Source organism: Thermodesulfovibrio thiophilus DSM 17215, from assembly GCF_000423865.1.
Lineage (GTDB): Bacteria > Nitrospirota > Thermodesulfovibrionia > Thermodesulfovibrionales > Thermodesulfovibrionaceae > Thermodesulfovibrio > Thermodesulfovibrio thiophilus.
Window position 1 is genome coordinate 7,501 of sequence record NZ_AUIU01000004.1, and the last position, 25,229, is coordinate 32,729.

Sequence of the window (25,229 nt, forward strand, 5' to 3'; positions counted from 1 at the left end):
AGGCTTGACTGTGAGGCTTACAAGCCGAACAGGGGGGAAACCCGGGCTTAGTGATCCGGTGGCTCTGTGTGGAAGGGCCATCGCTCAACGGATAAAAGGTACGCTGGGGATAACAGGCTGATCGGTCCCAAGAGTTCATATCGACGGACCGGTTTGGCACCTCGATGTCGACTCATCGCATCCTGGGGCTGAAGTAGGTCCCAAGGGTTGGGCTGTTCGCCCATTAAAGCGGTACGTGAGTTGGGTTCAGAACGTCGTGAGACAGTTCGGTCCCTATCTGCTGTGGGCATAGGAGACTTGAGGGAGGCTACCCCTAGTACGAGAGGACCGGGGTGGGCGGACCTCTGGTGTTCCAGTTGTCGCACCAGCGGCAATGCTGGGTAGCTATGTCCGTAAGGGATAACCGCTGAAGGCATCTAAGCGGGAAGCCTGTCCCAAGATTAGGTCTCCCGTTCCTGGGGAAACTCAGGAACCTGAAGGCTCCTGGTAGACTACCAGGTTGATAGGCTGGAGGTGTAAGCGCTGTAAGGTGTTTAGCCTACCAGTACTAATAAGCCGTGAGTCTTGACTTATTCTTTTAATTCTTCTTGTTAAAAAAATTTAATAAACAGAGAAGAGTAAGGGAGTTAATCCCTAATGCTTCTCTGTTTATTTTTATTTTGATATTTCAAAGGGGTTGAATTTTTTATAAAAATCAGTACAATTGAAATATAAAAATTTTTATTTTAGAGGACTAAAATGAAAGAAAGGGATATTTTCGAGGAAATAGTAAACCTTGGTAAAAAAAGGGGAAAGCTTACATATGATGAAATTAATGAAGCTCTTCCATCAGAATATTATTCTCCTGAAGAAATCGAGGACTTAATAGATGTATTAAGCGATATGGGAGTAAAGGTTGTCGATGAGGAGGAAGAAACATTTTTAGAAGAAGAGGAAGAGATTGAAGAGGAAGAGCATGTAGAAGATTTAGTGCAGGCATATTTTAATTCAATGGGTGATATTCCCATACTAACCAAAGATGAAGAGGTTGAGCTTGCCAAAAAACTTCAGGAAGGAAAGAGTATAATCAGGGAAACTATAATGGCCCTACCTCTTTATAAAAAAATTCTGGAAGAAATAAATAATGAAGAAAACAATGAGATAATGACAGATGAAGATAAGGCAGAAGAAGCATTAAGTAGAACAATTATAAGTTTAGAGAATTTAATTAAAGATATTGAGAAGACTGAAGCCAGAATTAAAGAGTATGGATCTTTAAAAGAGTTACGTAAACGGATAAATGATAAAAAAAAATCAGGTGAAAATATAAAGCACTTAGAAACTATTTATAAAGAGGTAAGCTCTGAACTAAAAAAAATTGAAAATGAAGCCGGGCAGAAGATAGAAGAATTAAAAAATATATGGCAAAAAATATATAAAGCAAGATGTCTTGTTGAGGATACAAAAAATGAATTGATCACTAGAAATTTGAGGCTTGTAGTTAATATTGCCAAAAACTATGTTGGAAGAGGACTTCCTCTTCTTGATTTGATAGAAGAAGGCAATATCGGCTTAATGAAAGCTGTTGACAAATTCAAGTATGAAAAGGGTTTCAAATTTTCAACCTATGCAACCTGGTGGATCAGGCAGGCAATCACAAGGGCACTTATTGACCAAACAAAGACAATAAGAGTACCTGTTCACATGATGGAATTTTACAATAGAGTTACAAAAGCCTCAAGAGAATTGACACAACAGCTCGGAAGAGAGCCAAATAATGAAGAAATTGCTGAAAAGCTTTGCGTTCCTGTAAGAAAGGTTGAGGAGGTTTTTAGAGCAATACAGGATCCTATTGGACTTCAGACTCCGATTGGAGATGAGGACGCAGAGCTTGAAGATTTCATAGGAGATAAAAATTCACCCTCTCCTGTGTCAGAAGCTGAAAGGACAGAACTGAGTGAGCATATTCAGAGGATATTGAAAACGTTAACTCCAAAAGAAGAAAAAGTAATCAAAATGAGATTTGGCATTGGAGAAGATAGAGATCACACACTGGAAGAAGTCGGAAGATATCTATCAATAACAAGGGAAAGAGTGCGTCAAATTGAGACAAAAGCTTTGAGAAAACTCAAACATCCAAGTAGGATGAAACTTCTTAAGATTCTTACGAGTGAGATTTTAGAAAATAAAAAGTGAAAAATTTAGCAGAAATAGCAAGATTATTGCGATATTATATTCTTGCGGCAACAACACAGGCAGGTTCAGGCCATCCTACGACTTGCCTTTCTTCAGTAGAATTAATGACAGGCCTCCTTTTCGGAGGCTTTTTTCGTTTTGATTCAGATAATCCTGATAATCCAAACAATGATAGATTAATATTTTCAAAGGGCCATGCTGCTCCGCTTCTTTATTCTTTATGGACAGTTGCAGGTAAATTGAGTGAAACTGAACTTTTGACTCTGAGAAAATTTGGTTCTTCACTTGAAGGCCATCCTACAAAATCATTTCCATATGCTGAAGCAGCAACTGGATCGCTTGGTCAGGGTCTTTCAATTGGTGCGGGAATGGCAATAAATGGAAAATATATTGACCGATTACCATATAAGGTTTTTGTTTTGCTCGGTGATAGTGAAATGGCAGAGGGTTCAGTGTGGGAAGCAATCCAGCTTGCAGCATATTATAAGCTTAACAATCTTATTGGAATCATCGATGTTAACAGGCTTGGTCAGCGCGGTGAAACAATGTATGGTCATGATTTAGAGGCATATTCAAAAAGAATTTCTTCCTTTGGATGGAAAACGATATGTATCGATGGACATAACTTTGATGAGATTTTTAAAGCATATGAGGAAGCAATAAACAGTGCTATACCGGCAATGATAATTGCAAAAACAATAAAAGGCAAAGGTATTTCATTTCTTGAAGATAGAGAAGGAAAACACGGTGTTGCACTAACTGAGGATGAATTTAAAGAAGCATTAAAGGAGCTTGGAGAAATAAAGAGAATTACAGTTTCTGTCAATAAACCCGAGATGCTTCAGCCTCTATCAGAGTCTGTAACAATAAAAGAGGTTAACAAAACATACTCAATTGGTGAAGTGGTGGCCACAAGGCGAGCATATGGAGAAGCAGTTGCTAAGATATTTCCAGAGTTTCCTGATATAGTTGTTCTTGATGCAGAGGTGTGTAACTCCACATATGCAGAGATATTTAAAAAGCATTATCCAGATAGATTTTTTGAATGTTTTATAGCCGAACAAAATATGGTTGGCATGGCAGTAGGTTTATCATTAAGAGGCCAAATTCCTTTTGTATCAACTTTTGCAGCTTTTTTAACCAGAACTTTTGACCATATAAGAATGGCTCAATACAGTGATGCTAACATTAAATTTGTGGGTTCCCATGCTGGTGTTTCAATAGGACAGGATGGGCCAAGTCAGATGGGCCTTGAGGATATTTCAATGATGCGAAGTATATTAAACAGTGTCGTTTTATATCCATCTGATGCTGTTGCCACTGAGAAACTTGTTAGAGAAGCTGCCAGATACCAGGGAATTGTTTATATCAGGACAACTCGCTCAGCAACTCCGGTAATTTATTCTTATGATGAAGAATTTCCAATTGGTGGTGCAAAAGTGCTTAGATATTCAGATGATGATTGGTTTAGTGTTATCGGTGCTGGAATTACACTGTATGAGGCATTGAAAGCCTATGTAGAGCTAAAAAAACAGGGTATTTTTATTAGAGTTATAGACCTTTACAGTGTAAAACCGATTGCCAGAGAAATTCTGAAAAAAGCGCTCAATGAGACAAAAGCTTTAATCACTGTTGAAGATCATTATCCATCTGGTGGAATTGGAGAGGCTGTTATGGCTGAACTGGGTTCTGACAGAGTTTACAGTCTTGCCTGTAGAAAAGTGCCAAAGAGTGGTAGGCCAGAAGAACTATTAGATTATGAAGAAATTTCAGCAAAAGCCATTGTTGGAAAGGTTCTTGAGCTCAAGGACAAGTTTTTTTAATTCATTTAGTTCAATGTAGCATTCTTCAATATCCTGCACGAGCAAGTCCATAGCAGTAGGAATGAATTTTAAAAAATTTCTTTTGCCTTTTTTTAAGGAAAGAAAGCCATAAGCTCCAAGTGCCTGCATATGCCTTTGAATTCTGCAAAGGGAAAGCTCTTTAATAAATCCATATGGTTCAATTTCATTCTTTTCAATGTAAGAGTTGATAACTTCATGCCTTATTTCATTGTTCAGCTCAACATATGGGTCCCACATTAGTGAAGCTATATCATATCCCGGAGGTCCCCATCTTGCACCCTGATAGTCAACAAAGTAAATTTCATCGTCTTTAAGCATTATATTCTGACTCTGTAAATCTCTATGCAAAATAACCTTTTTAGCCTGAGAAAGTATTTCAGCAATGAGGTGAAGATCATTTTGCATATTTGGAGGCTGTATATTGAAGACAGCTTTTACGCATTCCTCTAAAAAATAGTTGCTCTCCCATCTGAAATATGAATAATCAAACTCTGGAAGCTTAATAGTACTATTATCAAATATTTTCCAGTGAAGAAATGCGATATTTTCAACAACTTTTTTGTAAAATTTTTTTAATTTTGCAGGATTTCTTTTACATTGTAACCAGCTGTAAAGTGTTAAATCTCCAAGATCTTCAAAAACAATCATTTTCCTGTTTTTATCAACATCAATGATTGCAGGTACTGGAAAATTTTTTTCTTTTAAAAATTTTCCTAAAAAAACAGTTTTCTCAAAATCTTCAGAAAGACTGCTGTACTGACAGAAAATTTTATTGTTTTTTCTTGTATATTTTCTATCTGAGCCACTTAATGTTAGTTCTTCTGTTTCATGTTGACTGTTTACTGGTATCTGGAAATTTTTCCCTATTATAGCATTAGTTATATAAACATTACTTGAAAACTCAACCTCAGGAAGAAATATCAAATTTTTTCCTTTTAATGGTTTTAAAATCTTCACGTCTCGTTCCAGAACAATATTTCCCTGTGTATCTATTAAATCACATCCCTGTGCTGATGGATGCACATAAATTGAGGTTGATTGTCTTTTAAGTTTATGAAATACTGCAGAGGCATAGTTCAGTGGAGTTCCTACATCAAACCAGAAACTGTATCTGGTCTGAAAAGTTCCTACTTTTAATCCGTTATTTAAAGTCTTTAACCATAAATCTATAACAGATGAAGCCCCTTCAGGAATAAGTTCAAGTAGTTGAGGATTATAAATTGCAACTCCGCAGAAAGCCACTTTTTTAAAAGCTTTTTTAGAAGTTATGTCATTTTGCTTGAGTGTATGATTTAGTTTGCAGTTGTCAGAAATACATATAAGATTGCCATTTTCATTAATAAACAGTTTATTATCTTTAGGATAATCATGAATTAGCAGTGTTATAGTATTTTTGGAGTCAAGATGACAGGTAATTGCGTCTTTTATATTTCCATCCCAGTAAATGTCGCTGTTATGAACTATAAAAATAGAGTCTTTAAGAAAATCTCTTGCATTGTAAAGAGCTCCACCTGTATTAAGGATATCTTTTTCATGAAAAAGTTTTATAGGTAGTTTTTTTTCTTTTATGTAATTTTCAATTTCTTCTGCTTTGTAATGAAGATTGATACCGATATCATTAATGCCTGCATCTTTAAGGCTTTGAAGAATCAAGTCAAGCAGAGTTTCTCCGGCAATCGGTAACAGAGGTTTTGGAATGTATTGAGTTATTGGTCTTAATCTTGTTGAAAATCCTGCTGCAAGAATAAAGCCTTTAACGTTCATAGATAAGGTAGTTTTTTCTTATTTTTTCAAACTCACTTAGTTCATCACTCCACCACTCTTCCATCTCTTTTATGGTTTTCCCTTCATCAATGTCCTTTCTGAGTCTGTCTGATCCTGCAAGAATATCAAAAGGCAATTTTTCTGTTTCATACTCATAGGGAGGATTGCGCCACAGATTAATCTCTGGATATAGCTCTTTTACTGATAAGAGAATGGAAACTGCGGTTTTAAATGGTTTAAACTTTTCTCTGTCAAGAATATGAATCTGAACGCCACCACAGAGCTGACCTGAAAACTTGTTAAATGCAGGTGTAAAATAAAGAGGTCTGAAATAGACTCCTTTTAGCTTAAAATCATTCAGCCTGTTAATAAGCTTTTCAGGCTTTATAAAGGGTGCTCCGGATATTTCAAAAGGTCTTGTTGTGCCCCTTCCTTCACTCAGGATAGTTCCCTCTAGAAGACACATACCAGGATAAACTGTTGCTGTTTCGAGAGTTGGAATATTGGGAGAAGGCATAACCCATGGAAGTCCTGTCTGGTCAAACCATGTATTTCTATTCCAGCCTTTTAGATGAAGAACTGTCAGGTCAAGCGCTGGATAGAAGTTGTCTTTAAAATAATGTGCGATTTCTCCGATGGTAAGTGCATGCCTTACTGGTAAAGGATGAAGGCCAACAAATGAGGAGAACTCTTTTTTTAGCACAGGTCCTTCTGTTATATGTCCGCCTATGGGATTAACTCTGTCAAGAACAATGATCGGAATTCCGTTTTCTTCGCATGCTTCCATACAAAGAGCCATTGTCCATATAAATGTATAATAACGTGCTCCGATATCCTGTAAATCAACGATGAAGATGTCAATATTTTTTAGCATCTCGGGTAAAGGCTTTCGTGTTCGTCCATAAAGACTGTACACAGGTAACCCAGTTGAAGAATCAACAAATCCTTCCCACTCAACCATATTATCCTGCGTGTTGCCCCAGATACCATGCTGTGGTCCAAAGAATGCTGCAATTTTAATTTTTTTACTCTGAAGCAAGATTTCTTTAGTATTAATAATTTTTTTATTTACTGAGGCTGGATGAATGAGCAATCCTGCTTTTAATCCATGGAATTTTTTGGGAAGATTTTTTTCAAATACATCTATTCCAGAGTTAATCATTATCTGGTACAGTATGGAAGATATCCATCAGTCAAAGACTTTTGAATTGTTCCATCAGAACTGATAAGATATATTTCCTTTTTACCTCTTTTGTCTGACATTATTGTTAGAAAATGGCCATCCGGGCAGAATGATGGTTGTTCATTATTGCCATTTTTTGTTAGTTGCACTTTAGCACCAGATAAAGTGTCAATTATAAATATCTGAAATCCTCCTGTAAGGCTTGAAAAAGCTAGTTTACTACCATCAGGACTTATGGCTGGTTCTGTGTTATACCTGCCCTGATATGTTACTCTTCTAATTCCATTTCCTGATTGACTCATCTGATAAATTTGAGGAGAACCAGACCTGTTAGAAACGAAGAAAATATGTGAGCCTGTCCATCTTGGAGAAGCATCAATCCAGTGTGAAGAAGATATTATTTTGCTGTTTCCGGATATATCAGAGAGTTTAATTTCTGATAGTTCTCCATCATTTTCAATATAAACAAACTGGGAGTTATTTACAGTATCACCAATTTGAAGCAGTTTTTTACTTTTTATTATTTCTTTATTTTTTTTGGTTGAAAGATCAAATAACTCTATATGCCAGAATTTTCCCTGAATTGATGAATAAAAAATGCTATTTCCTTTTAAAATAACTTTTGAGATGATTTCTCTTCTGATCCCTGTATCATGAATTTTTTTACCATTCCAGTTACTTATGAAAATTCCCATTGATCCTTTTATCTTTCTGACAAAAGCAATACGATTTAGAAAAGGGGGTTCTTTACCTGTGAGAATTCTGTATATATCAGCAGCAATAAGATTGCCTGTATGTTCATTGTTTTGTAAAGAATATTCTTTTGTAAATACAGGAACATCACTGGTTACAGTAAAAAGTTTCATTGAAATTTTATTTACAGTTTCTGCTTTTACAACAATTTCAACATCAGAGCCTTTCCAAAGAGAAGGTTCAAATTTTTCACCTTTATATGGGAAAGGACCATAAACTCTGAAGTATTCGGTAAATTCCAAGTTTTGCTTTATTGTATTCCATACCAATGGTAGATTATCAAAGCCTTCAATTGCTAACGTGAGTTTTTTTATCCCTGGTTGAGTTATATCAAGATAAATTTTTCCATCTTCAGCATTTGCAGTATTAATGAAGCTACATAATAATAGTATGAAAAACAAGAAATATATTTTAAGTTTTTCCCTCATGGTTTAAACCTCAAGCCAACAATCACCTCAGATTTAGGCGGCGGCAGGGGAGAAGAATTTTTAATTGCTCTGATGACCGATGCGTCAAAAATTGCATTTCCAGATTTTTTTTCAAATTTTTCAATAACTATTTGTCCATTTGGAAAAATTTTTACTGAGACAACTGCTTCTAGACTTTTAGAGACAGTATCAGGTATAACCCAATTTTGCCTTATTAAACCAGAAATTATTGATAAATAATTCTGTGGGATACCTTCTCCTTTATTATTTTTCTGCGATGATTCAATTGAACCAACTTTTGCTCTTTCCATTACTCTCTTTTTTGCTTTAAGTGCGGCAAGACGTTCCTTAAGTAGTTCTTCATCTTCAGTGGTGGTTCTTGGTGTTTGTTTGATTGGCTTTTCAGTGATTTCATTTTTAGGGCTTGTCTGCTTTGTTTGTTTTGCTGTTTTGGTTTCAGGAATTGTTTGTGGTATTTCTTTCGAAGTTGTTTTTTCAGGTGCTGAACTCATTGCAGATTGATTTCCTGTTTCCTCAATTAATGTTACATATGTTAGATTTTTAAAATCATGAACAGAATTTTTAATTCCTACTATCAGGACTAAAATAAATAAACTATGGAAAAAAGCTGATAAAAAAATGGATGGATAAAGCTTATCTGTCATTTAGATTCTTTAGGTTCTGTTACCATTCCTATTCTTTCTATACCTGAAGCTTTTATTTCTCCCATAACTTCAGCCACAAGACCATATGGAACATCCTGATCAGCTCTTAAAAGCACAGTTGCATTACTTTCTTTATGTGCGGAAAGTAGAGCTGGCAAGTCATCTTTATTTATAAGCTTATCATTTAAAAATATTTTCGCCTGTTTTGTGATTACAATATTAATTTTTTCGGTTTCGTCAAGACTTTTACCCTTTGCTTTTGGAAGGTTAACATCAATCCCTTGTTTAAGCATTGGAGCTGTAATCATGAATATAATAAGCAAGACCAACATTACATCAACCAGCGGAGTGACATTTATATCTGCTATTGATGATCTTCTACGAGGTGTTAATCCTGCCATGTGTATTTTATTAAGGTTTCTGAAAAGTCTTCTACTTCTTCGATTATCTTATTTGCCCGTGATGTAAAATGGTTATAAGCAATTACCGCTGGTATTGCTGCAAAAAGACCTGCAGCAGTTGTGATTAATGCTTCAGCAATTCCAGGTGCTACGGTTGCTATTGATGCAGAGCCCTTAACTCCGATGTTTCTAAAAGCATCCATTATACCCCATACAGTTCCAAACAAGCCAATAAAAGGAGTGGTGGAGCCGGTTGTAGCAAGAAACCCGAGATAACCCTCAACTCTACTTATCTCATTAGACGAGAATTTTTTTACTATTGCATCAAGATTAGAAGAATTTTTTCCATATACTTCAGAGAAAACCCCTCTGTAAATAGATGCAAGAGGACTAAGTTCAAATCTTTTAGCCAGAGAAAACAGTTCTTTTGCTCCGTTTGATTCAATAAAAGCCTCGAAGAATTTTTCATTTTCTTTTTTCATATTTTTAAATGCTTTCCATTTGTAAAATATGATAGCCCAGGAAAACACTGAAAAGAAGAATAATATAAGAAGAACAAGCCTGGCCATAAAGCCAGTCTGCTTTATAAGGTCAATAACCGTAAGTTCCATAAACAAAATATTAGAACAATACTAAGATAAAAGTCAAATTTCAAATACCTTTCTTTATCTTTATCGATCTTTATCGTTGAGTAAAGAACAAAGTCTCATTTAAAGAAGATTGCGCTTTTCCTTTTAGGTTATTCTTTAGAGAAATCCTGCATTCGATAGAAATAAATGGCTATTTCTTGACTTTTGAGGGAACTCCAAAAAAATTTGCAAAATAGCGCACTAATAGTTAAAATATAAAACACTATGTTATCCAGAATATCTAACTGAGAGATAATGGAAGAATTTCTTGAAATTGTTGATAAAGATGGTCGTATTATATCAGTAGCTCCAAGAAGTGCTATTCACGGTAATCCTTCAATGCTTCATAAAGTGGTGCATGTTTTAGTCTTCAACTCAAAGGGAGAATTGCTTTTGCAAAAAAGAGCTTCAAATAAAGATGTAGCACCAGATAAATGGGATACATCTGTTGGTGGTCATGTGATGCCAGGGGAGGATATTTTAACTGCTGCTAAAAGAGAAATGCTCGAAGAATTAGGAGTAGAAACAGATAACCTGAGGTTTCTGTATAGTTATATCCATTCAAATGATTATGAGAGTGAGCTTGTTTATACTTACTGGACAATTCATGAGGGACCTTTTAATTTCAATAAAAATGAAATTGATGAAGTTGTTTTCTGGAATGTTCAGGATATATATAACTATATCAATTTAAATTTAGAATTTTTCAGTGATAATTTTAAACAGGAATTTTTTAGATATTTTTATATTTCCGTAAATGTGCCATTCTGGTTTAACAATTTTATAGATAAAACAGGCGGGTCTCTTTAAAAGAGACCCGTAATCTTCTAAAGAATCTCTAAAGCAGAAAAGAAATAAGGAATTTCATAGGCTGCGGATTGAGCAGAGTCAGAACCATGAACAGCATTTCTTTCAATGCTTTCTCCAAAGTCTTTCCTGATTGTTCCGACATCTGCCTGAGATGGATTGGTTGCTCCCATAATTTTTCTGACTTTTGAAATTGCATCTTCACCTTCCAAAACCATTACCACAATCGGTCCTTCAGACATGAAATCTGTAAGGGATTCATAAAAAGGTCTGTCTTTATGAACAATATAAAAGCCTTTTGCCTGTTTTTTGTTCATATAGATTTTTTTTAAAGCTGAGATTCTTAATCCATTTTTTTCAAATCTTGATATTATTTCTCCAATCAAATTTTTCTTTACAGCATCAGGTTTTATGATAACAAGAGTCTTTTCAATCATATTTTCCCTTCCTCCTTAAGAATTTTTATCATCTCTTTTACTTCTTCTGTTGAATTTTTAAATGCCTGCATTTCTTCTTCAGTGAGTTCTAACTCAACTATTTTTTCAAGCCCCTGTTTTCCAAGTACAACAGGAACGCCATTAAATACATCATTTGTTCCGTATTCACCATCAAGATAAACAGAGCATGGCAGAACTCTTTTTTCATCAAGAATAATTGATTTAACCATCTCAAAGGTTGATTGCGCAGGAGCATAATAAGCAGAGCCTGTTTTAAGAAGAGATACAATCTCTGCTCCACCCTCACGTGTTCTTTGAACCAGAGCTTCAATTTTTTCTTTAGAAAGCCATTTTGAAATAGGGATACCTTTGACTGTTGTATATCTAATAAGCGGTACCATATATAATCCGTGCCCACCGAGAACTAGAGTTTCTATGTCTCTTGGAGAAACTTTTAATTCCATAGAAATGAAAGTTTTAAATCTTGAAGAATCAAGAATTCCACCCATTCCGAGCACTCTCTGTCTATTAACACCTGATACTGCAAGGGTTACATAAGCCATAACATCCATAGGATTGGTTACAACAATATAGATTGCCTGAGGACAGATATCTGCAATTTGTTTAACAATTCCACCGACTATTTCTGTATTGGACATAAGAAGATCTTTTCTTCTCATTCCCGGTTTTCTCGCAAGTCCTGCAGTAATTACCACAATGTCAGAACCAGCCAGATCATCAAGACTATTTGTACCTGAAATATCAGATTTTACACCAGTAACAGCAGTATTCTGTAAGATATCAAGAGCTTTGCCCTGAGGCATTCCTTCAACTATGTCATAGAGGACAACATCTGCAAGTCCGCTATTTACAACAAAAAGCGCTGTAGTTGCTCCAACATTTCCAGCACCAATAATAGCAACTTTTTTTCTCATTGTAAAACCTCCCTGATTTTTTCTGCATCATTAATATTTTCCACATTTAAAATTTTAACTGATGGTTCAATTCTTCTTATCAATCCTGACAAAACCTTTCCTGGGCCTATTTCCACAAAAATATCAACTCCTCTTGAGCTCATATATTTTACACAATCCTGCCATCTAACAGGACTGTAAAGCTGTTTGATCAAAGCATCTATAATTTCTGAAGCTTTTTTCTTTGCGGAAGCATCCACATTGCTAATAACAGGAATACTGGAATCATTAAATTTAAAGTTCTTTAAGAATTCTTCGAATTTTTTAGAGGCATCTTCCATTAACAGACAATGAGAAGGGATACTGACTTTAAGGGGTATGACCTTTTTAGCACCTTTTTGTGTTGCCAGTTCAGAAGCTTTGATGACAGCCTCTGTGTGGCCTGCTATTACAATCTGTCCAGGACAGTTAAGGTTTGCTATGTCAACATATCCTGTAGGTATGGTTTTACATATGGTTCTTATGGTATCTTCATCAAGCCCTAATACTGCAGCCATAGCACCTTTACCTTCTGGTTGAGCATTCTGCATTAGTTCTCCTCTTTTTCTGGTTATAGTTAAAGCGTCCTCAAAAGAAAAAACTTCTGCACATAGCGCTGCTGTGTATTCTCCAAGAGAGTGTCCAGCTACATAATCTGGTTTTATGCCAGTAGCTAACACTTCTCTCAATAAAGCATATGAAACTGTAAGTATGGCTGGTTGTGTATTTTCTGTTTTATCCAGTTCGCTTTGTGGACCTTCTATGCAGAGCTTTAAAAGATCAAATTTAAGAATTTCACTTGCTTTTTCAAACAAATCCCTTGAATGTTCTATGATATCTTTGCCCATTCCTACATATTGAGAACCCTGACCTGGAAAAACAAAAGCTAACATTCTGAAACTCCCTGTTTAAGCTTTTTTATTATAAGTGGAATAATTTCTTTTGCATCTCCCACAATTCCATATGTGGCAACATTGAATATTGGAGCATTCGGGTCTTTATTTATTGCCACAATAATGTCGCTTGACTGCATTCCCACAAGATGTTGAACCGCACCTGAAATTCCACAGGCTATATAAATTTTGGGGCAGACTGTTTTTCCTGTTTGCCCAATCTGATGAGCATAGGGAATCCATCCTTCATCAACAGCAGCACGGGATGCTCCGACTGTCCCTCCGAGCAGGTTTGCAAGTTCCCATAACATTTTAAAATCCTCAGGACCACCAATACCCCTGCCACCTGATACAATAACTTTTGCATCCTGCAGATTCACCCTACAGAATGATTTATCTTCAATCCTTTCAAGGACTTTAACTTTGCCAGATGGTTTTAATGAATCTATTTTTATTATTTCTCCATTTTTTGATGGATTATACTCACCAGGTTTCATAACTCTTGGTCTTACTGTTGCAATTTGTGGTCGGCTGTTTGGACAGATAATTGTTGCCATAATATTTCCACCAAAAGCAGGACGAATCTGAAGCAGATTCCCCGTTTCTTTATCTATCTCCAGGCTTGTGCAGTCTGCTGTTAACCCAACCCTCAATCTTGCAGCCACTCTTGGAATAAATGAACGACCTGTAGCTGTTGCACCTGCAAGAATTATCTCGGGTTTATACTCATTAACAAGCTTGACAAGAGTTTTTGAGTAAAGGTCATCATCAAGATAGGTATAATCTGATGAATTGACATAGTAAACTTTATCTGCACCCCATTTTATAAGTTCTTCAACTTCATCAGATTCACCGAACAACACAGCGCAAAGCTCAGATTTAAGTTCATCGGCAAGTTTTCTACCAATACCGAGAAGTTCATAAGCTACTGATGCTATTTTGCCCTGAGACTGTTCAGCAAATATCCATACTCCCTTAAAATCTTTCGGTTTCTCAACTTCTTTGCCTCTTTCATCAAGAATTGCTCCTTCAGGACATGACTCCACGCATGCACCACAGAGTGTACATGCATCAGTTATAAATGCTTTATCGTCCTTGATTATAATTGCTGCATAAGGACATACATCAATACATGTCCCGCAGCCTGTACATTTTTCTATGTTAACTCTTATAAACATCCCAACCTCCTTAGTTCCTTAAGAAGTGTATCCACCTGTTCTTCAGGCAAACCTTCGAGCATTCTTCTTTCACCACGAGGAGGTGGCGCAAATATATTTTTTACCATTGTGGGAGAACCTTTAAGCCCTATTTTATCTTCCTCTGCCTCAATATCATCTGCACTCCATCTTGGAATGACAGATTTTTTAGCTGTCATTTTACCTCTTATTGAAGGTGGACGAGGATTATTGAGTTCTTTAACAACTGTAATCAATGCTGGCAAACTGACAAGTATCTTTTCATAGCAGTCATCCATCAGCCTTTCGAATACCATTTCTGAAGAGTCTATTTTTTCAATTTTTCTTACATAGGCAACATGCGGAATATCAAGAAATTCAGCCATTTCTGGACCTACCTGGGCTGTGTCTCCATCAATTGCCTGTTTACCACATATTATTAAATCAAAGCCGATTTTTTTAGCTGCCTGAGATAAAGTATAAGAAGTGGCCCAGGTATCTGCTCCTGCAAACCTTCTATCAGTAAGCAGCACAGCATCATCAACTCCCATAGCTATAGCTTCTCTTAAAACCTCTTCAGCTTGAGGTGGTCCCATTGTTATTGCAGTGACTTTGCCTGAAGTTTTCTCTTTAATCTGAAGAGCCGCTTCAACAGCATGAAGGTCATAAGGATTCATAATACTTGGAACACCTTCTCTTACAAGGGTATTGGTCTTTGGGTCAATTTTTACCTCTGTAACATCAGGAACCTGTTTAACGCATACAATAATCCGCATTTTATCCTCCAGAAATACAAAAATTCTTGAAAATGAAATTATAACTTAATCAATTATAAGGTATCAAATTGTCTTACATTAATAAGTATATAAACCTTATAACAGAATAAAGGTAAAGGAATAGAATATTATACGATTTCAAATAATAAGTTTAATATTGGACATAGAAGAATCGAAATTGAAATCTTAAGGGAGCAATATATGAAGAAATTGTGATAAAATAAATACTTAAAATATTTTGATGGAGAGGATATGGAAATAATCGATGCAAGAGGTCTTGAATGTCCCAAACCAATTATTCTTGCTGAAAATGCGTTATCCAGAATACAAGAGGGAACATTAACTATAATTGTTGATAATGAAAGCGCTGCAGCAAATCTTCAAAAGTATGCAGACAGATTTAGTTATTATTGCGAAATTAAACAAGAAGAAAATTACTGGAAAGTGACAATAGTAAAAGGTTACACATGCCAGATCAGTACAATTGAAAAACAGATCAAGAAAAATCTGCTTGTTATTATTTCATCGGATACTATCGGAAAGGATGAGGCTCTTGGAAGAATTCTTATGAAATCATTTTTTGAAACCATTATTGTAACAGGTCAGATACCTCAAATGATTTTCTTAATGAATACTGCTGTAAAACTTTCAACAGTAGATGAAGAATTCATCCCGATCCTGAAAAAAATCGAGGAGATGGGAACAGAAATATTCACATGTGGAACATGCCTTAAATATTATAACCTTGAAAATAATTTAAAAGTTGGTTTCAGAGGAACTACAAATCATTTTGTTGAAGGTTTATTTGATTTCAACAAAACTGTCTGGATAGGCTAATTACTTATTTTCTTAGACTTTTTTATAATGTTATAAAATAATGTTGAAATAAAAACATAAAACAAAATAAAATTTTATATGCCCCAGCAGGTAAATAAAAATTTAAAATTCATACGAAGGCAAAAACACGATATTGCTATTGCTAAATATACAAAAATTATTGAAGAACAGCCTGATAATTATCAGGCTTATAAAGAAAGAGGAAATGCTTATTATCGAAAAAAGCTTTATCATCTTGCAATCGCTGATTATACCAGAGCAATTGAATTAAATCCCGATTATTTTCTCGCATACAATAATCGTGGCATAGTCTACTCTGTGCTTGGTCTTTATGAATTGGCAATTGCTGACTATAATAGAGCAATTGAATTAAAACCAAACAATGGAATGCCATATAATAATAGAGGATTTACTTTTTTGTTAATGGGTAAAATTGAAGAAGCTGAGAGGGATATAAAAAAGTCTGTTGAACTTAATCCCAATAATATTTATGCATTAAACAGCATGGCAGAGCTTTATGCAAGCAAAGGAATGCCCGAAGAAGCCTGTAAATGGCTTATAAAAGCAATTAAAAAAGGTTATAATAACTGGAGATATCTTAAAACATCAAAAACTTATGATCCAATAAGAAATCATCCTTGTTTTCAGGCAATTTTTGAAAAAAACTTTTAATGTCTTCCCACTCCAAAATATTTAAATCCTGATTGTTTTACTCTCTGTGGATCATAAATATTTCTAAAATCAAAGAACAGATCACCTTTCATCAGAGTTTTAAGTTTTTCAAGGTCAAGATTTCTGAATTGATTCCATTCTGTAACAACCACCAGTGCGTCAGCATTTTTTGCTACAGAATAAGCATCTGAACAGTAAACTATCTCAGGAAAAATATTTTTAGTGTTTTCCATTGCTGCTGGATCATAAACTTTTATTATTGCCTTCTTCTTCTGAAGGATCTGAATTATATATATTGCAGGAGCTTCTCTTATGTCATCAGTATTAGGCTTAAAAGACAATCCAAGTATACCTATAACTTTACCGTCAATATTGTTATTAAACGCATTGATTATTTTTTCAGTTAGTCTTTCCCTCTGTCTTTGATTAGCTTCAATCGCAGCCTTAACAATATTGAGTTTTACTCCTTTTTCCTCGGCTATTTTAACAATTGCCATGGTATCTTTAGGAAGACATGAACCACCAAAACCGATTCCTGCATGCAGAAACTTTGGGCCAATTCTGCCGTCAAGTCCCATTGCTTTTGCAACAGTATTTACATTTGCACCAACTGCCTCACATAAAGCTGATATTTCGTTAATAAAAGATATCTTGGTGGCAAGAAAACTGTTAGTTGCGTATTTTATTAATTCAGATGTGGGTATGTCTGTAATTACAAATGGAGTTTCTATTAGATATAAAGGTTTATAAAGATCTTTCATTATTGCAATTGCCTGTTCACTTTCCGCACCAATTACAACTCTATTGGGGCGTATAAAATCCTCAACAGCGGATCCTTCTCTTAAAAATTCCGGATTTGATACAATGTCAAACTCCACAGGTTTTTCAAGATTCTGTCTGATAATTTCCTTTATTTTTGCTCCTGTTCCAACAGGTACAGTGCTTTTTGTAACAATTACTTTATAGCTTGTCATATTTTTTGCGATTTCTTTTGCAACCTCTTTGACATATTCAAGATTTGCAGAGCCATCTCCCCTGGGTGGTGTTCCTACTGCAATGAATATCACAAGAGCTTCATTAACGGCTTCATCAATTTGAGTGGTGAATTTTAGTCTGTCTTCCTTTAAATTCCTTTTTACAATATCATCAAGTCCTGGTTCATAAAACGGTATAATGCCTTTTTTGAGTTTTTCAATTTTTTCCTGATCTTTATCAACACAGGTTACAAATACACCAAATTCAGCAAAACAGGCTCCAGTAACAAGCCCCACATATCCTGTTCCAATTATTGCTATGTGCATAGCAAACTCCTCCTGAAATTAAGTTGATAAAATTTATTATAACTTATTTTATTTATAAGCTAACATTAATTTAATCAAGCTTTAGGAATAAGTATTTTGCGAGAAAATAGTTAATTTGACATTAGAAATATTTTTATTTAAAATAAATTAAAATAAAACAATATAAAGGAGGTGAAAAATTATGGCAATTTTTAAATGTAGTAAATGTGGTGCTACAAAAGAAGGAAAATGTAAGCCTCAAAAATGTCCAAAATGTGGACAGAAGGGTACGATGGAAAAGGCCTCTTAATTTAAAAATTGAGGAGTTAAAAAATGGACAGAGTAAAGAATTGTAACAACGCTCCCTATAGATGTATCCACTGTGGATACATCTATGAACCTTCTAAAGGATGTGAGAAAAATAAAATTAAACCAGATACTTCGTTTGAAGAAGTTTCAGAGGATTATCGTTGCCCAGTATGCAAAGCTAAAAAAGCAGGTTTTGTTCAGGTCAAATAAAAAAAGCCGCAGGAAGAACTATCCTGCGGCTTTAAACGTCCCCAAGGGGATTTGAACCCCTGTTACCGCCTTGAAAGGGCGATGTCCTAGGCCTGGCTAGACGATGGGGACTTGAAAGTATGAGCCGCGTTGGATTCGAACCAACGACACCCGCCTTAAAAGGGCGGTGCTCTGCCTGCTGAGCTAGCGGCCCACTACTATAAACTTTAATCTAAACTTTCAAATTAATTTTTGTCAAATATCATCAGAACATTACATTTAAATGGGCAGGGACGGAATTGAACCGCCGACACGGGGCTTTTCAGGCCCCTGCTCTACCGACTGAGCTACCTGCCCGCATTAACACAACGCAAACCATTTAAAAATAATATATTTTAAATTAAAAAGTCAAATAAGAAATTTAAGGGTAAGATTCTGTTTTTAAATGTAGATTCAGGAAGAATAACAGCTCTGTTATTAAAAATTATAAAATATTTTTTAATCTAACGAATTAAATTATTATTCGGGTTTACTTTATTGATAAATTAAGGCACAATTAATATATGAGTCTTATGTCTGAAAAAATAGATTTTCTAAAAAACAGGCTTCAAGAAATTGAAAAGAAAAAAAGTATATCAAAAATAGAAAATCTGTTTTTTCAATTAAAAGAACTCATAGTTAAAGCTGATAATGAAAGAGTTTCATCTGGAATGTCTGAAATATGTGCTCAGTGTGGTAAAGAAACTAAATCCTGCTGCGGAAGTGCGATAGAGTTTAAATATTCTGATGAACTTATTCTTATAAACCTTATTTTAGGAATTAGATGTCCGGAAGGTCCTCAAATGCCTGATATGTGCTATTTTCTCACTGATACAGGATGCTGTCTTATTGCAAGAGATGTATTCTGCATTAATTTCATCTGTGATAAAATAAAAGAAAAAGTTTCTTCAGAAAAGTTGAAAAAATTAAGAGAACTTGAAAGCCTGCAACTTGACTTACAGTTTAGGCTTGAACAGACGCTTAAAAAAATTTAACTATGACTGTGGTTTAAGTAATTTAACGATTTTTCAAAATCGCAATAAATTGAACTGTTATCACATTTGACGGATTCTATCTGAATAACACTATGTTTGATTCCAACATTTATAAGAATTCCCTCAATTTTCTTTCTTACTCTATCTGCTTCGCTAAGCAGACAATCCTTAACAACAACATGAGCTGAAAAAGCAGGAATGCTGGATCCAATAGACCATATATGAACATCATGAATGTCAACAACTTCAGAAATTTCTTTTATTTTATTAGAGATTTTTTCCACATTAAACCCTTTTGGTACAAGTTCCAGGAATATCCATAGAGAATCTTTTAAAACACGCACTCCTCCAGTTATAATTATCAATCCCACGAAACCACTCATAATAGGATCAATAATTAACCATCCTGTATATCTGATTATCAGTGCAGCAACTATAACTCCAAATGATGATATTGTATCTCCTATAACATGAAGCCATGCGCTCTTAATGTTTAAGTCTTCATGTCTGTGGCCAAGGATCCATGCCATTAGTAAATTACCAAGAAAACCAAATACCGCAACAGGAAGCATTACATTATAATTAATCAGCGGCGGTTCAATTAATCTTTTATAGCCCTCTATCAGAATAAAAGCAGCTATTATAATTAAGCTTATTCCATTTATGAATGCTGTAAGAATACCGATTCTTTGATATCCAAAGGTAGCTTTACTTCCTGAAGGTTTTTTCATAATTATTGAAGCAATCAGGCTAAGAACAATAGCAAGTGCATCTGTAAAAACGTGTCCTGCATCACTGAGAAGCGCAAGACTATTACTTAATATTCCTCCAATGATTTCTATCAAAAAAATTAAAAAAGTTACTACAAGGGTTAAGAAAAGTTTTTTTGTAGAAGAATGTTCCATTATTTTTGAAGTAATTTCAAAACTTTTTTTTGAATTTCTGTATCTGCGCAGGCAACTAAAGTGGTTTTTGTTTTGAATTCAACAGGTAATCCTTCAATAAAATTACCATTAATATCAGATAAAACTGCTCCAGCTTCCTTTGCAATCAAAACTCCTGCAGAAAAATCGAAAATTCTTGAAAAAGAAGGTATTATAAAGATACTCATAGCTCCTGATGAAAAATATGCAAGATCAAGAGCAGTACTGCCGAAACATCGCACTCTATGTGCAAATTTAAAAAGAGGAGAAATTTTTAGTAGATCAATATCAGGATTTGAGGATTCAAATGCTATAACTATCGGTCTTTGTTCAGTACGGGTTTTAATTTTTGCACCATTCATATAAGCGCCTTTTCCTTTAATTGCCCAGAATTCATCAGCATTTACAAGATTTATTATATATCCCATCTGTAAACTATCCAGACAATCTCCATCAGCAAGGGCAATTGATGTTGAAAAAAAAGGTATTCCAGAAATAGCATTCTTACTTCCATCAATAGGGTCTATAATGATGGTTGAATTCTTTCCCTGAACTAATGTGGAGCCTCCTTCTTCAGTTATTATGTTACAATTTAATCCCGCGCTTTTAATACTCTGAATTATTATATCTTCTGCCACTCTATCAACTTGAAAGGTTATATCTCCAGATGCTCCTCTGCCAAGTGGGGTTAAGTTTAAATAAGGTTTTCTTTTTGATATTTCTTTAAAAATTTTCTTGCCTATCTGACGAAAAAATTTTATATCCATAGGCAGTTATTATATCCTGAAAATTGAAAAGTTGACAATCTTTTCATAAGCATTTATGATAAAAATCTATGAAGAAATTCAATGCAAATCTTATTGTAAGAGATTTCATAAAAAAACTCAAACCTTATGAGATAAAAGAAATTCCTTATAAAATAAAGCTTGACGCAAATGAATCTCCATTTCCTGTGAAGTTATCGGATATTACTACAGATGTTGACATTGATTTAAATAGATATCCTGATCCTGAAGCCATACAACTGAAAAAAGCTCTGTCAAAAAAGCTCAAGATAAGCTACAAAGATATAATTGTTGGTAATGGTTCTGATGAACTTATTTACTATCTAATTCTTACCTTTGGAGGCCCGGTTATTTATCCTGTGCCTACTTTTGCAATGTATGGAATCATTGCTCAATCTGTTGGAGTTGAAAGACTAGAAGTTTCTCTTGATAATGATTTTGACATTGATTTTGAAAAAATGACAAGCTCTATCATTTCAAAAAGACCACATATTATTTTCCTTAGTTCTCCAAATAATCCTACGGGGAATACTTTTTCGTCGGATAAGATTCTTGGCATAATTGAACTTGCCAGGCAAAAATCCTCCCTTGTTGTGATTGATGAAGCATATCATCCATTTTGCAGTAAAAATGGATTTCTGCCATTTCTTAAAGATTTTGATAATTTAGTTATACTGAGAACTTTAAGTAAAATAGGTTTTGCAGGGTTAAGAGTGGGATATTTAATTGGAAATCAAACAGTTTTGCAGGAGATTAACAAAGTAAGACTTCCTTATAATCTGGATGCCTTAAGTCAGTACGTTGCAGAACAGGCTCTTACAAAATTTTATTCTAAAATTAATTCGTTTATTAAAGAGATTATTAAGGAAAGACAGAGACTTTATAAAGAACTTTTGAAAATTAATGGAATAAAAGTTTTCATTTCTGAGGCTAATTTTATTCTCTTTAAGATTAAAGAAAGCAAAAAAATCTATAATGAACTATCCAAACGAGGTATTCTTATAAGAGATTTATCATCTATTTTACCAGATTCATTAAGAGTTACAGTTGGAACAAAACAGGAAAATGATGAATTTCTTAAAGAATTAAAAACTATTTTAGAGGTCTTAAAATGAGAGTTGCGCGGCTTACAAGAAAAACAAAAGAAACAGAAATTGAAATGGAAATCAACCTTGACGGACAGGGTGTCAATGAAATTCAAACACCTATTGGTTTTTTAAATCATATGTTTGAACTTTTTTCATTTCACGGAGGGATTGATTTAAAAATTAAAGCAAAAGGAGATACTCATATAGATTATCACCATCTCATAGAAGATACAGGAATAGTGCTTGGAAATTGTATAAATGATGCTCTGTCTGACAGAAGAGGAATAAAAAGATATGGTTTTCAGTCAATTCCAATGGATGAAGCTCTGGCTCAGGTTTCACTGGACATTGGTGGAAGGCCATTTCTTGTTTACAATGTTCCTTTTGATGGATATATAAAAGATATCGATATTGCACTATTTGAGGAGTTTTTTAGAGCTATTACGATTAATGCAAAAATCAATCTGCATATCAATGTGTTGTATGGTAAAGATTTTCATCATATAATTGAGGCAATTTTTAAAGCATTTGCTAAAGCATTAAAGGATGCAACTAAAGTAACAGGAGAGACTTTACCTTCCACAAAAGGCGTTATATGAGAGAAGCTTCTTTGAAGGTTTTCATTCTTGAACACACACCAGATCCTGAAAGTGTGGTAGCTTTTTCTGCAAGACTGTGTTACAGCCCTGTAAGTATTGACGAATTAAAGGGGAAAATAACAGAGGATGAAAAGAGTAGATTGATAAATATTTTAATAAAAAGCGGGCATTTAAGCCCCTTTGAGCATGTTTCCTTTACTTTCGCAGTTGAAGGAATTTCGCGTGCATGTTCTCATCAGCTTGTAAGACATCGTATTGCATCCTACAGTCAGCAGTCTCAGAGATATGTGAGCGAGGAAAAAGGATTTGATTTTATCATTCCACCAATCATTAAAGAAAATGAAGAGACAAGAGCTCTTTTTCTTGAAGCAATGACTAAAACTCATGAATATTATTGTAAAATTCTTGAAGCTCTTGAAAAAAGAGGATTTAAGGGCGAACTTGCCCGTCAGGATGCGAGATTTGTACTACCAAATGCTGCTGAAACAAAGATAGTTATAACTATGAATGCCAGAGAATTACTTCATTTTTTCAGAGTAAGATGTTGTAACCGTGCTCAGTGGGAGATAAGAAATCTTGCCACAGATATGCTGAAACTTGTAAAAGGAATATCGCCATTACTTTTCAAAAATGCTGGACCTCCATGCTTAACAGATCGTTGTTCTGAAGGCAAATTCAGTTGCGGAGAAATTGATAAAGTAAGGAAAAAGTTTAAAAAACTGTGATATACTAAAAAATGATGAGCGTTATAGACATTATAGGGAACACCCCTCTTATAAGACTTGATAAAATCAACCCAAATCCAAAAGTTGTTCTTTATGGGAAATTTGAAGGAGCAAATCCGGGCGGATCAATAAAAGACAGAACTGCTTTTTATATGATAAAGGATGCTGAAGAAAAGGGGTTACTTACAAAGGAAAAAATAATTCTTGAACCAACATCAGGTAATACAGGCATAGGACTGGCAATGATCGCTGCAGCAAAAGGATACAGAATTAAACTGGTAATGCCAACCTGTGTGAGTGTTGAACGAAGAAGAGTGCTTGAAGCACTTGGAGCAGAACTGATCCTATCTCCTGCTGAAGAAAGTACTGATGGAGCAATAAGGCTTGCATATCAGATTTATGAGGAGGCACCTGAGCTTTATTTTATGCCAAATCAATTTGATAATGAAGCTAACACAAGAGCTCATTATGAAACTACTGGAAAGGAAATTATTGAACAAACAAATGGTGAAGTTACACATTTTGTGGCTGGAATTGGTACAACGGGTACGTTAATGGGAGTGAGTAAACGATTGAAAGAATACAATAAAAGTATTCAGATAATAGGGGCTGAACCTGTTCCAGGGCATAGAATTCAGGGATTAAAAAATCTGTCTGAAGCCATTGTGCCCAAGATTTTTGATCCATCAAGGCTTGATGAAAGAATATATGTTAACGACGAGGAAGCATTTGATACTACAAGAAAGTTGGCCACAAAAGAAGGCGTGTTTGTTGGTATGTCTTCAGGTGCAGCGGTCCATGTAGCAATTAAGAAGGCCAGTGAACTTCGCAGTGGAGTTATTGTGGCTATTCTTCCTGATAGAGGAGATAGATATCTATCAACTTCTGTTTTCGCATCTATTTGCAGTAAATGCCCGCCATAAAATAAGGAAATTAAATATATACCCAAATCCAGCGATAAACGTTATAAAAGCAAATATACCTGATGTAGAGAGTTGTAAAGAAGGAAATTTTGTCATGGCAATAGCTAATTTATTGAAAAACTATCATGAGGAAGTCGGAATTGGAGTTATGAAACCTTACTTTGTGCCTAAAGATACCGAAAATGGACACACCTATCCCTTATACTGCATTGATAGTAGTCAGAGATTTTATATTCAGTCATCGGAATTGGAGGCTCAGTATTTGTTCATATGCATAAAAAATATCAGCAAATCTGTGAATACCCTGAGCCAATTTCATAACAACATGCCTCCCATGTCTGACTATCCTTGCTGCGACATTAAAGAAGCGGTATCTCAGGGCTTTGATAAGCCTTTTTTTATAAATACTCGGCAATGCCAGTCTTTTTATCCAATTGACAATATTGTATGCCAGCATCCCTATAGTCAAATATGCCCAGTTAGCATGAAACTCCTGACAGGGGAATCTGTCGAGTGACAGGCCATACTTTGTCTCTTTGATGAAGTTTTCCATTTCGGCTCTGCCGAGATGAAACGGAACAAGCTCCTTTGCAGGCTCAGCCCTGTTGGTGACGATTACATGATACCGGTAAGATGTATTATCAAAAAGATATGCCTGTTTTTTATCAGGCAACTCTTGTCGCCTTACAACAAAACGATACTGTCTGTGCCATCCAGTAGGTTTATACCAAAGCTCAGAGACCCAAACATTATCCTCTATCTGTATCCAGTTTTCTTTCTCTATAGCATTGACAGCCCTCATAAGCGGCGCTGTCTGATCGGCAGTGATGCTGAATCCTATGTTCAGCCTCTCACACTCTGCGACTATCTCTTTGTCATAAAAGCCGGAGTCCATACAGGCATTGATTACATCGGCAAGGTCTTTGACCTTATGGTAGCTCTCCCTTATGAAACTGACTGCGCCCTCAGAGGTGTATGTGTT

The 25,229-nt window shown here is 35.1% G+C and carries 27 protein-coding genes, 3 tRNA genes and 1 rRNA gene (1 of these 31 running past the window's edge); 13 read left to right on the top strand and 18 right to left on the bottom strand.

Features of this window, described 5'->3' with window-relative positions; translation table 11 throughout:
• From G581_RS0100650 to G581_RS0100660, 3 genes are all read left to right on the top strand, one after another.
• Positions 1–572 (top strand): 23S ribosomal RNA (locus G581_RS0100650); it begins 2,382 nt to the left of the window's first position.
• A gap of 166 nt (positions 573–738) precedes the next feature.
• Complete coding sequence (locus G581_RS10105) at positions 739–2,175, top strand: sigma-70 family RNA polymerase sigma factor (protein ID WP_051178608.1); 1,437 nt, start codon at positions 739–741, stop codon at positions 2,173–2,175.
• Positions 2,172–3,998 (top strand): transketolase, encoded by a 1,827-nt coding sequence (locus G581_RS0100660; protein WP_028844165.1) that lies wholly within the window; start codon positions 2,172–2,174, stop codon positions 3,996–3,998. Before G581_RS10105 ends, G581_RS0100660 begins: the two co-directional genes overlap by 4 nt.
• Here the strand turns inward: G581_RS0100660 and G581_RS11470 are convergent.
• From G581_RS11470 to tolQ, 6 genes are read right to left on the bottom strand one after another with little or no spacing between them, the layout of a single operon-like run.
• Entirely contained in the window at positions 3,945–5,783 is a 1,839-nt protein-coding gene (locus tag G581_RS11470; protein ID WP_028844166.1) for a sugar phosphate nucleotidyltransferase, read from the bottom strand. The genes G581_RS0100660 and G581_RS11470 overlap by 54 nt on opposite strands.
• Positions 5,773–6,945 (bottom strand): exo-beta-N-acetylmuramidase NamZ family protein, encoded by a 1,173-nt coding sequence (locus tag G581_RS0100670; RefSeq protein ID WP_028844167.1) that lies wholly within the window; start codon positions 6,943–6,945, stop codon positions 5,773–5,775. Before G581_RS0100670 ends, G581_RS11470 begins: the two co-directional genes overlap by 11 nt.
• On the bottom strand, positions 6,945–8,147 hold the full coding sequence (locus tag G581_RS11475; RefSeq protein ID WP_028844168.1) for a PD40 domain-containing protein: 1,203 nt from the start codon (positions 8,145–8,147) through the stop codon (positions 6,945–6,947). The genes G581_RS0100670 and G581_RS11475 overlap by 1 nt, the downstream gene beginning before the upstream one ends.
• Positions 8,144–8,812: an energy transducer TonB gene (locus G581_RS0100680; protein ID WP_028844169.1), complete on the bottom strand. Its 669-nt coding sequence runs from the start codon at positions 8,810–8,812 to the stop codon at positions 8,144–8,146. Before G581_RS0100680 ends, G581_RS11475 begins: the two co-directional genes overlap by 4 nt.
• A complete protein-coding gene (locus tag G581_RS0100685) occupies positions 8,809–9,213 on the bottom strand; it encodes an ExbD/TolR family protein (protein WP_028844170.1) in 405 nt (134 codons plus the stop codon). Before G581_RS0100685 ends, G581_RS0100680 begins: the two co-directional genes overlap by 4 nt.
• Positions 9,201–9,824: a protein TolQ gene (tolQ, locus tag G581_RS0100690; RefSeq protein WP_038064505.1), complete on the bottom strand. Its 624-nt coding sequence runs from the start codon at positions 9,822–9,824 to the stop codon at positions 9,201–9,203. The genes G581_RS0100685 and tolQ overlap by 13 nt, the downstream gene beginning before the upstream one ends.
• Positions 9,825–10,097: 273 nt before the next feature.
• Between tolQ and G581_RS10120 the strand changes: the two genes are divergently transcribed.
• Positions 10,098–10,652 carry an NUDIX hydrolase gene (locus G581_RS10120; RefSeq protein ID WP_083962515.1) on the top strand — a complete coding sequence of 185 codons (555 nt, stop codon included), beginning with the start codon at positions 10,098–10,100 and terminating at the stop codon, positions 10,650–10,652.
• A gap of 17 nt (positions 10,653–10,669) precedes the next feature.
• Here G581_RS10120 and ndk read toward each other — a convergent pair whose 3' ends face one another.
• From ndk to G581_RS0100720, 5 genes are read right to left on the bottom strand one after another with little or no spacing between them, the layout of a single operon-like run.
• The gene (gene ndk / locus G581_RS0100700; RefSeq protein ID WP_028844172.1) at positions 10,670–11,083 is read right to left on the bottom strand and encodes a nucleoside-diphosphate kinase; all 414 of its coding nucleotides are present in this window, start codon (positions 11,081–11,083) and stop codon (positions 10,670–10,672) included.
• The gene (gene mdh / locus G581_RS0100705; protein WP_028844173.1) at positions 11,083–12,021 is read right to left on the bottom strand and encodes a malate dehydrogenase; all 939 of its coding nucleotides are present in this window, start codon (positions 12,019–12,021) and stop codon (positions 11,083–11,085) included. The genes ndk and mdh overlap by 1 nt, the downstream gene beginning before the upstream one ends.
• Complete coding sequence (gene fabD / locus G581_RS0100710; protein WP_028844174.1) at positions 12,018–12,932, bottom strand: ACP S-malonyltransferase; 915 nt, start codon at positions 12,930–12,932, stop codon at positions 12,018–12,020. The genes mdh and fabD overlap by 4 nt, the downstream gene beginning before the upstream one ends.
• Positions 12,926–14,110, bottom strand: a complete 1,185-nt coding sequence (locus G581_RS0100715; RefSeq protein ID WP_028844175.1) for an electron transfer flavoprotein subunit alpha — start codon at positions 14,108–14,110, stop codon at positions 12,926–12,928. Before G581_RS0100715 ends, fabD begins: the two co-directional genes overlap by 7 nt.
• Positions 14,101–14,883 carry an electron transfer flavoprotein subunit beta/FixA family protein gene (locus G581_RS0100720; protein WP_028844176.1) on the bottom strand — a complete coding sequence of 261 codons (783 nt, stop codon included), beginning with the start codon at positions 14,881–14,883 and terminating at the stop codon, positions 14,101–14,103. The genes G581_RS0100715 and G581_RS0100720 overlap by 10 nt, the downstream gene beginning before the upstream one ends.
• A gap of 252 nt (positions 14,884–15,135) precedes the next feature.
• Between G581_RS0100720 and yedF the strand changes: the two genes are divergently transcribed.
• Entirely contained in the window at positions 15,136–15,720 is a 585-nt protein-coding gene (yedF, locus tag G581_RS10125; RefSeq protein WP_051178612.1) for a sulfurtransferase-like selenium metabolism protein YedF, read from the top strand.
• Between the two features lie 78 nt (positions 15,721–15,798).
• The gene (locus G581_RS10130; RefSeq protein ID WP_051178619.1) at positions 15,799–16,392 is read left to right on the top strand and encodes a tetratricopeptide repeat protein; all 594 of its coding nucleotides are present in this window, start codon (positions 15,799–15,801) and stop codon (positions 16,390–16,392) included.
• Here G581_RS10130 and G581_RS0100735 read toward each other — a convergent pair.
• Positions 16,389–17,693, bottom strand: coding sequence for a UDP-glucose dehydrogenase family protein (locus G581_RS0100735; RefSeq protein WP_028844177.1), 1,305 nt, complete (start codon positions 17,691–17,693; stop codon positions 16,389–16,391). The two genes, G581_RS10130 and G581_RS0100735, sit on opposite strands and share 4 nt — an antisense overlap.
• Positions 17,694–17,874: 181 nt before the next feature.
• On the opposite strand from G581_RS0100735, the gene G581_RS12385 reads away from it, so the two are divergent.
• Positions 17,875–17,982 carry an RCKP-type rubredoxin-like domain-containing protein gene (locus tag G581_RS12385; RefSeq protein ID WP_028844178.1) on the top strand — a complete coding sequence of 36 codons (108 nt, stop codon included), beginning with the start codon at positions 17,875–17,877 and terminating at the stop codon, positions 17,980–17,982.
• Between the two features lie 23 nt (positions 17,983–18,005).
• Positions 18,006–18,191: a rubredoxin gene (locus G581_RS0100745; protein ID WP_028844179.1), complete on the top strand. Its 186-nt coding sequence runs from the start codon at positions 18,006–18,008 to the stop codon at positions 18,189–18,191.
• Positions 18,192–18,227: 36 nt separating this feature from the next.
• Here G581_RS0100745 and G581_RS0100750 read toward each other — a convergent pair.
• The 3 genes from G581_RS0100750 to G581_RS0100760 all read right to left on the bottom strand — a co-directional run bounded on the left by G581_RS0100750 (position 18,228) and on the right by G581_RS0100760 (position 18,527).
• Positions 18,228–18,302, bottom strand: a tRNA-Glu gene (locus G581_RS0100750).
• A 9-nt stretch (positions 18,303–18,311) separates the two neighbouring features.
• Positions 18,312–18,384 (bottom strand) — tRNA-Lys (locus G581_RS0100755).
• Between the two features lie 70 nt (positions 18,385–18,454).
• Positions 18,455–18,527, bottom strand: a tRNA-Phe gene (locus G581_RS0100760).
• A 215-nt stretch (positions 18,528–18,742) separates the two neighbouring features.
• Here G581_RS0100760 and G581_RS0100765 point away from each other — a divergent pair.
• Positions 18,743–19,204: a hypothetical protein gene (locus G581_RS0100765; RefSeq protein ID WP_028844180.1), complete on the top strand. Its 462-nt coding sequence runs from the start codon at positions 18,743–18,745 to the stop codon at positions 19,202–19,204.
• On the opposite strand, the gene G581_RS10135 is transcribed toward G581_RS0100765, so the two are convergent.
• Complete coding sequence (locus G581_RS10135) at positions 19,201–20,109, bottom strand: cation diffusion facilitator family transporter (RefSeq protein ID WP_051178622.1); 909 nt, start codon at positions 20,107–20,109, stop codon at positions 19,201–19,203. The two genes, G581_RS0100765 and G581_RS10135, sit on opposite strands and share 4 nt — an antisense overlap.
• Positions 20,109–20,894, bottom strand: coding sequence for an inositol monophosphatase family protein (locus tag G581_RS10140; protein ID WP_051178624.1), 786 nt, complete (start codon positions 20,892–20,894; stop codon positions 20,109–20,111). Before G581_RS10140 ends, G581_RS10135 begins: the two co-directional genes overlap by 1 nt.
• 68 nt (positions 20,895–20,962) lie before the next feature.
• On the opposite strand from G581_RS10140, the gene hisC reads away from it, so the two are divergent.
• Genes hisC through G581_RS0100795 form a run of 4 tightly spaced genes read left to right on the top strand, consistent with a single transcriptional unit; the run spans position 20,963 to position 24,247 of the window.
• Positions 20,963–22,027 (top strand): histidinol-phosphate transaminase, encoded by a 1,065-nt coding sequence (hisC, locus tag G581_RS0100780; RefSeq protein WP_051178626.1) that lies wholly within the window; start codon positions 20,963–20,965, stop codon positions 22,025–22,027.
• Complete coding sequence (gene hisB / locus G581_RS0100785) at positions 22,024–22,599, top strand: imidazoleglycerol-phosphate dehydratase HisB (protein WP_028844182.1); 576 nt, start codon at positions 22,024–22,026, stop codon at positions 22,597–22,599. Before hisC ends, hisB begins: the two co-directional genes overlap by 4 nt.
• Positions 22,596–23,324: an FAD-dependent thymidylate synthase gene (thyX, locus tag G581_RS0100790; protein ID WP_083962517.1), complete on the top strand. Its 729-nt coding sequence runs from the start codon at positions 22,596–22,598 to the stop codon at positions 23,322–23,324. The genes hisB and thyX overlap by 4 nt, the downstream gene beginning before the upstream one ends.
• 14 nt (positions 23,325–23,338) lie before the next feature.
• Entirely contained in the window at positions 23,339–24,247 is a 909-nt protein-coding gene (locus G581_RS0100795) for a PLP-dependent cysteine synthase family protein (RefSeq protein ID WP_028844184.1), read from the top strand.
• Positions 24,248–24,485: 238 nt separating this feature from the next.
• On the opposite strand, the gene G581_RS0100800 is transcribed toward G581_RS0100795, so the two are convergent.
• Positions 24,486–25,229 (bottom strand): IS1380 family transposase (locus G581_RS0100800; RefSeq protein ID WP_028844185.1); only part of this gene is annotated, 744 nt, incomplete at its 5' end.